The sequence below is a fragment of the Pseudomonas sp. B14(2022) genome (assembly GCF_012030485.1).
GTDB lineage: Bacteria > Pseudomonadota > Gammaproteobacteria > Pseudomonadales > Pseudomonadaceae > Aquipseudomonas.
Map to the genome: position 1 here is coordinate 184,737 of NZ_JAAUVM010000006.1, position 13,009 is coordinate 197,745.

The window sequence follows — 13,009 nt, forward strand, 5'->3', positions numbered from 1 at the left end:
AAATTCACCTCGGATGCCAGGGTTATCCCTGGCGCGCAGCCCGTTTTTTAAGGGCCGGGCCACGCTTTCGAGCCTTAGTGACTGCATTTCCCCCTTCTGGTTCCTGAATCCGCGCAACCCCTCGTCAGGTGCGACAAAAACGCACAGCCCCCTATAGACTTTAGTCGTATGCCCGATAGAGAGGCACACCCCGTCTCATGACCGCACGGATCGCGCCTCTCCCAGGATTTCCGCATGTCGCTTCGTAATATGAATATCGCTCCGAGGGCCTTCCTCGGCTTCTCGCTTATTGGCGCGTTGATGTTGTTTCTAGGCGTGTTCGCCCTGAACCAGATGAGCAAGATCCGTGGCGCCACCCAAGACATCACCCAGTCCAGCGTGCCAAGCATTCGCGCCTTGGATGAGTTCACCCAACTGACCCTGCGCCTGCGCGTGCTGTCGTACCGCTTGCTGACCAACCGCGAGCCGGACGTGCAGCAAAAGACCCTGGAAGCCTTCGAACTGCGCAACCAGCAGATCCGCACCGCCCAGGGCGTCTACGAGAAACTGATCGACAGCGGCGAAGAACGCTCGATCTACGACGAATATATACGCCTGCTTACCCAGTACCAGCAGATTGAAGCGCGTATGAAGAGCCTGTCGAGCGCCAACCAGATCGATGAGCTGCGCAACCTTCTCAACACAGAACTGTTGAACAACTCCGAGCAGGTCAACATGGTGCTCAACCGCCTGCTGGACTACAACAACAAGGCCGCCCTGGCCACCAATCAACAGGCCGAAGACCAGTACAACATGGCCTTTGACTGGGTGATTGGCCTGCTGGTGATCGCCACGGCGCTGACGATGTTGTTCGCCTGGCTGCTGACCCGCAGCATCACCCTGCCGATTTCCCAAGCGCTCGAAGCGGCGGAAGAAGTCGCCGAAGGCAACCTGACGCGGCCGATCAAGGTCGACGGTAACGACGAAGCCGGGCGCCTACTGGCGGCCATGGCCAAGATGCAGGACAAGCTGCGCGACACGTTGCAACGCATCGCCGGCTCCGCCACCCAGCTGGCCTCCGCCGCCGAGGAGCTGAACGCCGTCACCGACGAAAGCGCGCGCGGCCTGACCCGGCAGAACAACGAAATCGAACAAGCCGCCACCGCCGTCAACGAGATGACCAGCGCCGTCGAAGAAGTCGCGCGCAATGCGGTGAGCACCTCTGAAGCCTCGCGCAACGCCACCACCTCCGCTGGTGACGGCCGCGACCTGGTGCAGGAAACCGTCAGCGCCATCGAGCGCATGAGCGGCGATGTGCAAGCGACCGCCACGCTGATTGGCGAACTGGCCAATGAGTCGCGCGATATCGGCAAAGTGCTGGACGTGATTCGCGGCCTGGCCGACCAGACCAACCTGCTGGCCCTGAACGCGGCAATTGAAGCGGCGCGTGCCGGGGAAGCCGGTCGTGGGTTCGCGGTGGTTGCCGATGAAGTGCGGGCGCTGGCCCATCGCACCCAGCAGTCCACCAGCGAGATCGAGCGGATGATCGGCAGTATCCAGGCCGGCACCGAGCACGCGGTGGACTCGATGCGCAACAGCACCGAACGCGCGGAGTCGACGTTGAACATCGCCAAAGGCGCAGGGATGTCGCTGGATACCATCAATACGGCGATTGTCGAGATCAACGAGCGCAACCTGGTCATCGCCAGCGCGGCGGAAGAACAGGCGCAGGTGGCGCGGGAAGTGGACCGCAACCTGGTAAATATCCGTGACCTGTCGGTGCAGTCGGCCACGGGCGCCAGCCAGACCAGTGCGGCGAGCAATGAGCTGTCGCGCCTGGCGGTGGATTTGAATGGGATGGTTGGCCGCTTCCGCCTCTAACTGCCTGCACTGGCTTGAAATGTGGGAGGGGGCTTGCCCCCGATAGCGGTGGGTCAGTTACAGATAAGCTGACTGAAATACCGCCATCGGGGGCAAGCCCCCTCCCACATTCAGATCTGCGCCCGGCGTTAAAAGCTTTTTGACAGCACAGCAATTCAACAGGTTAGAATCCCTGGCACGCAGACTGCATGGTCAGTTTGCGCCTCGCCTTATTTGCTCATGGAGTACTGCCTTTGAATGCGACAACCATCAACAGCCTGTTCTTGATCGGCGCGTTGCTGGTGAGTGCGAGCATTCTGGTGAGTTCTCTTTCCTCGCGCCTGGGCATCCCGATCCTGGTGATCATCCTGGCCGTGGGCATGGTCGCCGGCGTCGATGGCGGCGGCATCATCTTCGACAATTACCCGACTGCCTACCTGGTGGGCAACCTCGCGCTGGCGGTGATCCTGCTCGACGGCGGTTTGCGCACGCGGGTGGCGAGTTTCCGCGTGGCACTCTGGCCGGCGTTGTCCCTGGCCACGGTGGGGGTGTTGATTACCACCGGCCTCACGGGCATGGCGGCGGCCTGGCTGTTCAACCTGAATATTATTCAAGGCTTGCTGATCGGCGCGATTGTCGGCTCAACCGACGCCGCAGCCGTATTCTCGCTGCTGGGCGGCAAGGGCTTGAACGAACGGGTGACCGCCAGCCTTGAGATCGAATCCGGCAGCAACGACCCGATGGCGGTGTTCCTCACCGTCACCTTGATCGACATGCTCGCCAGCGGCCAGACCGGCCTGCACTGGAGCCTGCTGACCCATCTGGTGCGCGAGTTCGGCATCGGCGGCATCGTCGGCCTCGGCGGCGGCTGGTTGATGCTGCAGATGGTCAACCGCATCAACCTGGCCACCGGCCTGTACCCGATCCTGGTAATCGCCGGTGGCCTGTTCGTGTTCGCCCTGACCAACGCCCTGCATGGCAGCGGCTTCCTCGCCGTGTACCTGTGCGGCCTGGTGATCGGCAATCGCCCGGTGCGTAGCCGTCATGGCATTTTGCATATGCTCGACGGTATGGCCTGGCTGGCCCAGATCGGTATGTTCCTGGTGCTGGGCCTGCTGGTCACGCCCCATGACTTGCTGCCGATTGCCCTGCCGGCCCTGGGCCTCGCGCTGTGGATGATCCTGTTCGCGCGGCCGCTGTCGGTGATGGTCGGTCTGCTGCCGTTCAAGGCGTTCCATGGCCGCGAAAAGGCCTTTATTGCCTGGGTCGGCCTGCGTGGCGCGGTCCCCATCATCCTGGCGGTGTTCCCGTTGATGGCGGGGCTGCCCCACGCGCAGCTGTACTTCAACCTGGCGTTCTTTATCGTGCTGGTGTCGCTGCTGGTACAGGGCACCAGCCTGCCGTGGGTGGCCAAGCTGCTGAAAGTGACCGTCCCGCCGGACCCGGCGCCGATCTCCCGCGCCGCCCTGGAAGTGCACGTCACCAGCGAATGGGAGCTGTTCGTCTACCGCCTGGGCGCAGAAAAATGGTGCATTGGCGCGGCCCTGCGTGAGCTGAAAATGCCCGAAGGCACGCGTATCGCTGCCCTGTTCCGTGGCCAGCAACTGCTCCATCCGTCGGGTAGTACGGTGCTGGAAGTCGGCGATTTGCTCTGCGTGATCGGCCACGAACACAACCTGCCGGCCCTGGGCAAACTGTTCAGCCAGGCACCGCAGCGCGGCCTCGATTTGCGCTTCTTCGGCGACTTCGTGCTCGAAGGCGACGCCCAGCTGGGCGCGGTTTCCGCCCTGTATGGCCTCAAGCTGGAAGGGATCGACCCGGACATGCCGCTGAGCCGCTTCATCACCCAGAAAGTCGGCGGCGCGCCGGTGGTGGGCGACCAGGTGGAGTGGAACAACACCATCTGGACCGTCGCGGTCATGGACGGGAACAAGATTGGCAAAGTCGGCGTCAGATTCCCCGAAGGAAGTCGCCCGGCCCCCGGACTCTTCCTCTAAACTGCGGGGCGACAGCACGCCCCCGATTCTTCACCTTGCTCGATCGGTCTCTATGCCAACCCTGCGCACTTTTCTCGCCACTGCCCTGCTGGGCCTGACCCTTTGTGTCGGCAGCGTCTACGCCGCCGACCCGCCCAGCGCCGACGCCATCCAGCAAACCCTGGACAAGCTGCCTGATCGCAAACTGCCCGACGCCGACATGAAGGCGCTGCAGTCGATCCTGCAACAGACCCTGACCTACCTGGGCAACAAGCAGGATTACGAACAGCGTCTGGTCGACCTCAAACGCCAGCTGGAAGACGCCCCGCGCCAGACCAGCGAGAACCAGCGCGAACTGACCCGGCTCAAGGCCACCAAGATCATTCCGGTCGCCCAGCGCTACGCCACCCTGCCGGTACCGCAGCTCGAGCAACTGCTGGTGCAGCGCACCACCCAACAAGGCGACCTGCAAAAAGACCTGGCCGAAGCCAACAGCCTGACCATCGCGGCCCAGACCCGCCCCGAGCGTGCCCAGACCGAAATCAGCAGCAGCCAGACGCGCATCCAGCAGATCAATTCGACCCTCAAGGCCGGCAAGGACAATGGCAAAGCCCTCAGCAGCGACCAGCGCAACCAGCTGAATGCCGAACTTGCCGCACTGAATGCCCTGATTCCCCTGCGCCGCCAGGAACTGGCCGGCAACAGCCAACTGCAAGACCTGGGCAACAGCCAGCACGACCTGGTGGTGGAAAAAACCGCGCGCCTGGAACAAGAGATCCAGGACCTGCAAACCCTGATCAACCAGAAACGCCTGGCCCAGTCCCAACAGACCGTTACCCAGCAGTCCATCGAAGCGCAAAAGGCCGGCGGCAGCAGCCTGTTGGCCACGGAAAGCGCGGCCAACCTGAAGCTGTCCGACTACCTGCTCAAGAGCACCGACCGCCTCAACGACCTGACCCAGAAGAACCTGCAGACCAAACAGCAACTGGACACCGTGACCCAGAGCGATTCGGCCCTGGACGAGCAGATCAACGTGCTCAAGGGCAGCCTGCTGCTGTCGAAGATTCTGTATAAGCAGAAACAAGCGCTGCCCCGCCTGACCGTGGACCGCGACCTGGCGGACGACATCGCCAACATTCGCCTGTACCAGTTTGAGGTCAACCAACAGCGCGAGCTGATCAGCTCCCCCAGCACCTATGTGGACAACCTGCTGGCCAACCAGCCGCCGGCCGACGTCACCCCGCAACTGCGGCGCACCCTGCTGGAACTGGCGATTACCCGCAGTGACCTGCTGGAGCGCCTGAGCCGAGAGTTGAGCGCGCTGCTTAACGAATCCATCACCCTTCAACTGAACCAGAAACAACTGCTCAGCACCGCCACCACCCTGCGCGCGACGCTCGATGAACAGATGTTCTGGATCCCCAGCAACAAGCCGCTGGACACCGAGTGGCTGGAAACCGTGCCGGCGCACCTGAGCAAGCAGGTTGCCACCCTGCCCTGGGCTTCCAGCGTGAGCGAGTTGTACGACGGCCTGACCCAGCGCCCGCTGCTGTTCCTGCCGTTGCTGCTGTTGATCGGCGCGCTGCTGTGGCGACGCAAGGCCCTGTACCAACGCCTGAACAAGGTCCACCTGGACATCGGTCACTTCAAGCGCGACAGCCAGTGGCACACACCGCAAGCGATCTTGATCAATATCCTGCTGGCCATGCCCGTATCGTTGGGGCTGGCGCTGTGCGGCTACGCGCTGCAGATCGACGCCCGTGGGCAAAACGCCAACCTGGGTTCAGCCCTGCTGCAACTGGCCCAGGCGTGGCTGGTGTTCTACACCGCCTACCGCATCCTGGCGCCGGGCGGCGTGGCCGAGTTGCACTTCCGCTGGGAAAAGCCCCAAGTCGAATTCCTCCAAGGCTGGGTGCGCAAACTCGGGCTGGTGGTGCTGGCCCTGGTGGCTGTGGTGGCCATCGCCGAGCACCAACCGGCAGCACTGGCCGACGACGTGCTGGGCATCGCCGTGGTCCTGACCTGCTACGCCCTGATGGCCTGGTTGCTGGGGCGCCTGCTGCTCCACAGCCCGACCCACGAAAAAGCCTCGCTGTTCCGCAAAGCCATGGGCCTGGTGTTCACCGCGCTGCCTATCGCGCTGTTTATCGCCGTGTGCTTTGGCTACTACTACACCGCGCTCAAGCTCAGCGACCGGTTGATCAACACCCTGTACCTGCTGATGTTCTGGCTGGTGATCGAAGCCACCTTCGTCCGCGGCCTCGGCGTTGCCGCCCGGCGCCTGGCCTATTCCCGCGCCCTGGCCAAACGCCAGGCGGCCAAGGAAGCGGGTGACGGCGAAGCGGTGATCGAAGAACCGACCCTGGACATCGAGCAGGTCAACGAACAGTCCATGCGCCTGATTCGCCTGGCCCTGCTCGGCGGTTTTATCGCCGCGCTGTACTGGGTGTGGTCGGACCTGATCTCGGTGTTTTCGTACCTGGATAACGTCACCCTGTACGAATACACCAGCGGCACCGGTGCCAATATCAGCATGGTGCCGATCAGCATCGGCGACTTGCTTGGCGCGCTGATCATCATCGGCATCACCTTCGCACTGGCGCGTAACCTGCCGGGTTTGCTGGAAGTACTCGTACTGTCCAAGCTCGACCTGGCCCAGGGCAGCGCCTACGCCACCACCACATTGCTGTCTTACGTGATCGCCGGCGTGGGCTTCGTGTCCACACTGTCCACCCTCGGCGTGAGCTGGGACAAGTTGCAGTGGCTGGTCGCCGCGCTGTCGGTGGGCCTGGGCTTCGGGATGCAGGAGATCTTCGCCAACTTCATCTCCGGCATCATGATCCTGTTCGAACGCCCGGTGCGGATCGGCGACACCATCACCATCGGCAACCTGTCGGGTACGGTGAGCAAGATCCGCATCCGCGCCACCACCATCACCGACTTCGACCGCAAGGACATCATTGTCCCCAACAAGACGTTCATTACCGGGCAACTGATCAACTGGTCGCTGACCGACACCATCACCCGTGTCACCCTCAAGCTGGGCGTGGACTACGGCTCCGACCTGGACCTTGTGAAGGAATTGTTGCTCAAGGCCGCGCGAGAAAACCCGAGGGTGTTGAAGGAACCGGAACCCCACGTGTACTTCCTCAACTTCGGCGAAAGTACACTGGACCACGAACTGCGCATGCACGTGCGCGACCTCGGCGACCGCAACCCGGTGATCGACGAAGTGAACCGCTTTATCAACCGCGAGTTCAAGAACCACCACATCAACATCTCCTTCCGGCAGATGGAGGTGTACCTCAAAAACCTCCACGGCCAGGAATACAAGCTGGTGCCGGTGGAAGACGAGAAGAGAACCATCGTCGGGCCGGCCGAGGCGCAAGATGTGCCAGAGCCGCCGGCGGGCAAAGTGGCGGATGCACCCGAGCCACCACCCAGCAAACTCGACTAAACGCCCTATCCCCAGCAGAATGCTCGGACATTCTGCTGGAGATGGCCGGTGAAAGCCCTCGACGAACTGACCTTCGACAACCGCTTCGCACGCCTGGGCGACGCGTTCTCAACCCACGTATTGCCCGAGCCCCTCGACGAACCGCGCCTAGTGGTGGCAAGCAATGCCGCCATGGCCCTGCTCGACCTCGACCCTGCAGTGGCCGAAACGCCGGTGTTTGCCGAGCTGTTCAGCGGCCACACGCTGTGGGCCGAAGCCGAGCCGCGGGCGATGGTCTACTCCGGGCATCAGTTTGGCGGCTACACCCCACAACTGGGCGATGGCCGAGGGTTGCTGCTGGGCGAGGTGTACAACGAGGCCGGCGAACATTGGGATCTGCACCTCAAGGGCGCCGGGATGACGCCCTACTCACGCATGGGCGATGGCCGCGCGGTGCTGCGCTCGTCAATCCGGGAGTTCTTGGCCTCCGAAGCGCTGCATGCATTGGGCATCCCCAGCAGCCGCGCGTTGTGCGTGATCGGCTCTAGCACCCCGGTCTGGCGGGAGAAGCAGGAACGTGGGGCGATGGTGCTACGCTTGGCGCCCAGCCATGTCCGCTTTGGTCATTTCGAATATTTCTACTACACCAAGAAGCCCGAACAGCAGGCCGAGCTGGCCGAACACGTGCTGAACCTGCACTACCCCGAGTGCCGGGAACAGCCCGAGCCCTACCTGGCGATGTTCCGCGAAATCGTCGAACGCAACGCCGAGATGATCGCCAAATGGCAGGCCTATGGTTTCTGCCACGGGGTGATGAACACCGACAACATGTCGATCCTCGGCATCACCTTCGACTTCGGGCCGTTTGCGTTTCTCGACGACTTTGACGCGCACTTCATCTGCAACCACTCGGACCATGAAGGGCGCTATTCCTTCAGTAACCAAGTGCCCATCGGCCAGTGGAATCTCAGCGCGCTGGCCCAGGCGCTCACGCCATTTATCAGCGTCGACGCCTTGAAAGAAGCCCTTGGCCTGTATCTGCCGCTGTACCAGGCCCACTACCTGGACCTGATGCGCCGCCGATTGGGGCTGACCACTGCCGAAGACGAGGACCAGAAGCTGGTCGAGCAGTTGCTGAAGCTGATGCAGAACAGCGGTGTGGATTACACGCTGTTCTTCCGGCGGCTGGGGGATGAACCGGCAGCGCTGGCGGTGGCGAAGCTGCGCGATGATTTTGTCGACCTCGCCGGCTTTGATGCCTGGGCAGGACTGTACAAGGCTCGTATTGAGCGGGATGGGGATTACAGCGAGGAACAGCGCCGTGTGCGGATGCACGCAGTGAACCCGCTGTACATCCTGCGTAACTACCTCGCACAGAACGCTATCGCTGCCGCCGAATCAGGCGATTACAGCGAAGTGCGACGGTTACATGAGGTGCTTTCCAAACCGTTCGAGGAGCAGGCGGGGATGGAACAGTACGCGCAACGACCGCCGGATTGGGGCAAGCATTTGGAGATCAGTTGTTCGTCGTAAGACAGAGAGGCTGTGGCGAGAGAGCTTACTCCCGCAGGGCTGCTGCGCAGCCCAACGCGGGGCAAGCCCGCTCGTCACAGTCATGTATCTATCTTGATAACTATCGGCGCTGACTCCAAATAGAGACTAATGGCCATACTCAGGAGCCCACCATGTCCGACCCTCTCGTTATCCCCTGCCCCCATTGCAACGGCCTCAACCGCGTCCCCGGCGAACGCCTGGGTGATACGCCCAAGTGCGGGCGTTGCAAGCAAGCGGTTCTACTGAGCAAGCCTTTCGAGCTGAAGCAAGGCGACTACGCCAGTCAGATCAAGGGCGATTTGCCGTTGCTGGTGGACGTGTGGGCCGATTGGTGTGGGCCGTGCAAGTCGTTTGCGCCGGTGTTTGAGCAGGCGGCCGGGCAGTTGGAAGGCAAGTGCCGGCTGGCCAAGCTGGACAGCGAGGCCAATCCGCAGCTGTCGGCGCAATTGGGGATTCGGTCGATCCCCAGTCTGATTCTGTTCAAGAACGGCCGCGAAGTGGCGCGCCAGAGCGGGGCGTTTCCGTTGCCGCAGTTGATGAGTTGGTTGCGTAGCCAGGGGGTGTAACCGGGCCTTGAGAACAAGGCTGGACAGTGTGGGAGGGGGCAAGTCGAATCGTCGCACCGCCCCTCCCACATTTGACCGAGTGTTATCTTCAGGCCACGGGGGCTTCGCGGTCCATTATCTGGCCGACCAGCATTACGCCAAGTTCGCTCAATTGGTGGATAGCCAGGGCCACGTCGCGGTGTTCGCCGGTGAGGTCGTTGGACAGGTTGAGTAACAGGGTGCGGACGGAGGAGAAGGTTTCGTAGCTGTTGAGCACGAGCGCTTCGGTGGGGAGGTTGGGTGTAACGGTATAGAGGTTAACCATGGATCGTCTCCGAGTAGTGGAGCCGCAACCGGCCGCTACTAAACGGAGGGTGGCAGCTGTACGCAGGTTAGTAGACCGGGGAGACGCAACCGGCGCGCTCGAAAGCGCCCTCCGTACAGCCACCATCAAATTCAGGAAGCTCCTGATCGACGAATTGCCGTACGTCTCACCTCGGGCTACTAAACCCGATCACTGAACATTCAGTGACCGCAGAACCTTAGAGATGCCCATCCAGACGCACAAGCCGGCGGATTCTGGCGTACCTGTAGGCAACGATACAAGCCACACCCCCTCTAGCCAGACCCTTCCTACAGCCCCTGTGGGAAAAATCCAATCCCCGACTGAAATGCAATTCAAATGTGGGAAGGGGCTTGCTCCCGATGGCGGTGAGTCAGTCAAAGTACTCGTGACTGATACACCGCCATCGGGAGCACGCCCCCTCCCACAGAGGTTTTGTGTCGCCAGCAAAATCAGGCGTTTTCCAGCAGGTTATGCAACTCCACAAATTGCAGAGTGAGCTTGTGCCGTGGGTCCAGGTGGATCAGCGGCTTGTTCTCCTGGTGCGACTCGCGCATGCGCACCGAGCTGGCCAGGTACACCGGCAGCACCGGCAAGCCTTCGGCAATCAACTCATCGAGCATTTGCTGCGGCAGGCTCGCCCGCGCCTGGAACTGGTTGACCACGATACCTTCGACTTCCAGGCCTTCGTTGTGGTCTTCCTTCAATTCTTCGATTTCGGCCAGCAGGCCATACAGTGCCTGGCGCGAGAAGCTGTCGCAATCGAAGGGGATCAGCACACGATCAGCGGCAATCAGCGCCGAAACCGCATAAAAGTTCAGGGCTGGCGGGGTATCCAGGTAGATCCGGTCGTAATCCTCGCTCAGCTCATCCAGCAGCTTTCGCAGCTTGTTGATCTTGTGCTTGGCTTCAAGCTTGGGCTGCAAGTCCGCGAGTTCGGCGGTCGCGGTGATGACGTGCAGGTTGTCGAAGGGTGTTTCGTAGATATCCACCTTGTTCTTCTTCGAAAACGGCCCGGAAGACAGGGTTTGCTTGAAAAAGTCCGCGATCCCCATAGGGATGTCATCGCCGGTCAGCCCGGTGAGGTACTGGGTCGAGTTGGCTTGTGCATCGAGGTCCACCAACAGGGTTCGATAGCCTTCGCTGGCGCTGACCGCCGCCAGGTTGCAGGCAATGCTGGACTTACCAACGCCGCCTTTTTGATTGAACACCACGCGCCGCATGGAAAAACCTCCGTGTATCAATGAATGTCCGAGTGTAGAGGGCAAAAGCGCCTGTTAGCTACCTCGTTCATCGATGCATTGCTGCATCGCATCTGCCCTGTCATACGTCGCGGACAAGTGAAAAGGAAGTGTCCGACGATCCAACTTGCCCCCCCATTGAAGGACAATCTGTAAATCTTCCCCACTATTTGTAATCGGCCGTGCACATTTCTTTACCAAAGTTTGCTAGAACCCCACGGCACCGGGATAATGCGCGCCATTCGGCGATTGCTCCCTGTCCCGGTATTCGGGGCCAAAAGCCGCACATGGAAGCCCGCAGGGGCGGGATAACTTCTCAGTGATCAACTTCAACATCGCCCAATGGCGTGCCTGGGCTCCTGGCCTGGAAAGCACGGACGACTGGCACGCCTGGTGCCAGGCCCCGGTGTTGCTGCCTGCCAGCGATGCGTCCCCCGACGTGTCATTCCTGCCGGCCATGCAGCGCCGCCGCCTGAGCCGCCTGGCACGCATGGCATTCAGCGTGGGCTGGCCATTGGCCGAAGGCCTGCAAGACCTGCCGCTGGTGTTTATTTCCCGGCATGGCGAAACCCCGCGCACCCTGGACATCCTCAGTGACCTGGCCAACGACCAGCCGCTGTCGCCGACCCAGTTCAGCCTGTCGGTGCATAACGCGGTGATTGGCCTATGGTCGATCCTGCGCAATGAAACCAGCGAGATGACGGCCCTCGCCGCTGCAGGCGATGGCCTGGAGCACGGCATGCTCGAAGCCGCCGCGCTGCTCAATGAAGGCGCCCCGGCAGTATTGCTCGTGATCACCGAAGAACAGCCACCCGAGGCCTACGCCAGTTGGATCGTTGACGTGCCCTTCCCCTACGCCCTCGGCCTGCTGCTGACACCAGGCGACGAGTGGCAACTGGAACTCACCGCGAGCACTGTCCAACTCACTCAAACCCAGTGGCCCCACGCCCTGAACCTGCTGCGCACCCTGCTCACCGAACAGGGCGCCTGCCAACATGCCTGGAAGAACCGTGTATGGAACTGGCAACGCAAGCCGTGAACGAAAAGCCACGGGATGCCTACTACTGGCGCCTGTTCGCCACTGCCGCCAGCTTCTTCGTGTTTGGCGTCGGCGGGTTGTGCCTGCGTTTGCTGGTGTTTCCCTTGCTCAGTTGCCTGCCGGGCAACGTCGAAAGACACCAGCGCCGCGCCCGTCATACCATCAGCAAGCTGTTCTGGTTCTTTATCCGCATGATGCAGCGCGCCGGGGTGCTGACCTACAGCGTCGAAGGCGCCGAAAGGCTCGGCCAGCCGGGCCAGATGATCATCGCCAACCACCCGTCGCTGATTGACGTGGTGTTCCTGATCGGCCTGATGCGCCAGACCAATTGCGTGATCAAGCAGAGCCTGTTTCAAAACCCGTTCACCCGTGGCCCGGTGCGCGACGCGGGCTATATAAGCAACGACGGCAGCGCGGACATGCTCGACGCCGCCGCCGACGCCCTGCGCGAAGGCCAGACGCTGATCATCTTTCCCGAGGGCACCCGCACCACACCCGGCGTGGCGCCCGCCTTTCATCGCGGGGCCGCTGCCATTGCGCTGCGTGGTGCGACAATCATCACCCCGGTGGTGATCAAGGTCAGCCCCACCACCCTGACCAAGGCCGAACCCTGGTATCGCATCCCGAAACGCCGTTTTCACTTCAGTTTGCGGGTGGGTGCCGATATAGAACCACAGGCGTTCGCAACACTGGGGCCCGCGCCCCAGGCCTCACGCAAGCTCAACGATTACCTGCACCACTATTTCATTAAGGAGCTCGCCGAAGATGAGCGACCAACAACGCCTTGAGCACGACATAAAGATACTGATCATCGAGGCCCTGGGCCTGGAAGACATCAGCGCCGACGACATCGGCAGCGACCAGACCCTGTTCGGCGAAGGCCTGGGCCTGGATTCGGTAGACGCCCTGGAATTGGGCCTGGCGATCCAGAAAACGTACGGCATCAAGATCGATGCCGACGCCAAGGACACACGCGATCACTTCACCAACGTGGCCAGCCTTGCGGCGTTCGTCACGGCCAGACAGGCAGCTTGAG

General features: G+C 61.7%; 10 protein-coding genes and 1 pseudogene. 9 read left to right on the plus strand and 2 right to left on the minus strand.

What is annotated here, in order from left to right; translation table 11 throughout:
• Positions 1–249: 249 nt before the first annotated feature.
• From HCF10_RS32020 to trxC, 6 genes and pseudogenes are all read left to right on the plus strand, one after another.
• Positions 250–1,005 (plus strand): annotated as a pseudogene (locus HCF10_RS32020) (MCP four helix bundle domain-containing protein); the annotation flags it as partial.
• Positions 997–1,860 (plus strand): methyl-accepting chemotaxis protein, encoded by an 864-nt coding sequence (locus tag HCF10_RS32025; protein ID WP_443200911.1) that lies wholly within the window; start codon positions 997–999, stop codon positions 1,858–1,860. The pseudogene HCF10_RS32020 and the gene HCF10_RS32025, both read left to right, overlap by 9 nt.
• 233 nt (positions 1,861–2,093) lie before the next feature.
• Positions 2,094–3,836, plus strand: a complete 1,743-nt coding sequence (locus tag HCF10_RS11915; protein WP_167655577.1) for a potassium/proton antiporter — start codon at positions 2,094–2,096, stop codon at positions 3,834–3,836.
• A gap of 52 nt (positions 3,837–3,888) precedes the next feature.
• Positions 3,889–7,272, plus strand: a complete 3,384-nt coding sequence (gene mscK / locus HCF10_RS11920) for a mechanosensitive channel MscK (RefSeq protein ID WP_167655578.1) — start codon at positions 3,889–3,891, stop codon at positions 7,270–7,272.
• Between the two features lie 48 nt (positions 7,273–7,320).
• Positions 7,321–8,784: a protein adenylyltransferase SelO gene (selO, locus tag HCF10_RS11925; protein ID WP_167655579.1), complete on the plus strand. Its 1,464-nt coding sequence runs from the start codon at positions 7,321–7,323 to the stop codon at positions 8,782–8,784.
• A gap of 152 nt (positions 8,785–8,936) precedes the next feature.
• On the plus strand, positions 8,937–9,371 hold the full coding sequence (gene trxC, locus HCF10_RS11930; RefSeq protein WP_167655580.1) for a thioredoxin TrxC: 435 nt from the start codon (positions 8,937–8,939) through the stop codon (positions 9,369–9,371).
• A gap of 88 nt (positions 9,372–9,459) precedes the next feature.
• Here trxC and HCF10_RS11935 read toward each other — a convergent pair whose 3' ends face one another.
• Entirely contained in the window at positions 9,460–9,675 is a 216-nt protein-coding gene (locus HCF10_RS11935) for a DUF6124 family protein (protein ID WP_095186109.1), read from the minus strand.
• A gap of 470 nt (positions 9,676–10,145) precedes the next feature.
• Complete coding sequence (locus tag HCF10_RS11940; protein WP_053139210.1) at positions 10,146–10,916, minus strand: ParA family protein; 771 nt, start codon at positions 10,914–10,916, stop codon at positions 10,146–10,148.
• 337 nt (positions 10,917–11,253) lie between these two features.
• Between HCF10_RS11940 and HCF10_RS11945 the strand changes: the two genes are divergently transcribed.
• Genes HCF10_RS11945 through HCF10_RS11955 form a run of 3 tightly spaced genes read left to right on the plus strand, consistent with a single transcriptional unit; the run spans position 11,254 to position 13,008 of the window.
• Complete coding sequence (locus tag HCF10_RS11945) at positions 11,254–11,973, plus strand: beta-ketoacyl synthase chain length factor (protein WP_131696838.1); 720 nt, start codon at positions 11,254–11,256, stop codon at positions 11,971–11,973.
• Positions 11,949–12,761 carry a lysophospholipid acyltransferase family protein gene (locus HCF10_RS11950; RefSeq protein WP_167655581.1) on the plus strand — a complete coding sequence of 271 codons (813 nt, stop codon included), beginning with the start codon at positions 11,949–11,951 and terminating at the stop codon, positions 12,759–12,761. Before HCF10_RS11945 ends, HCF10_RS11950 begins: the two co-directional genes overlap by 25 nt.
• Entirely contained in the window at positions 12,739–13,008 is a 270-nt protein-coding gene (locus HCF10_RS11955; RefSeq protein WP_145335942.1) for a phosphopantetheine-binding protein, read from the plus strand. Before HCF10_RS11950 ends, HCF10_RS11955 begins: the two co-directional genes overlap by 23 nt.
• Position 13,009 lies beyond the last annotated feature (1 nt).

Excerpts from the sequence above, each read along its gene's own strand:
- HCF10_RS32025 (WP_443200911.1), top strand. The coding sequence starts at position 997 with ATGCAGGACAAGCTGCGCGACACGTTGCAACGCATCGCCGGCTCCGCC.
- mscK (WP_167655578.1), top strand. The coding sequence starts at position 3,889 with ATGCCAACCCTGCGCACTTTTCTCGCCACTGCCCTGCTGGGCCTGACC.
- trxC (WP_167655580.1), top strand. The coding sequence starts at position 8,937 with ATGTCCGACCCTCTCGTTATCCCCTGCCCCCATTGCAACGGCCTCAAC.
- HCF10_RS11935 (WP_095186109.1), bottom strand. The coding sequence starts at position 9,675 with ATGGTTAACCTCTATACCGTTACACCCAACCTCCCCACCGAAGCGCTC.
- HCF10_RS11940 (WP_053139210.1), bottom strand. The coding sequence starts at position 10,916 with ATGCGGCGCGTGGTGTTCAATCAAAAAGGCGGCGTTGGTAAGTCCAGC.
- HCF10_RS11950 (WP_167655581.1), top strand. The coding sequence starts at position 11,949 with ATGGAACTGGCAACGCAAGCCGTGAACGAAAAGCCACGGGATGCCTAC.
- HCF10_RS11955 (WP_145335942.1), top strand. The coding sequence starts at position 12,739 with ATGAGCGACCAACAACGCCTTGAGCACGACATAAAGATACTGATCATC.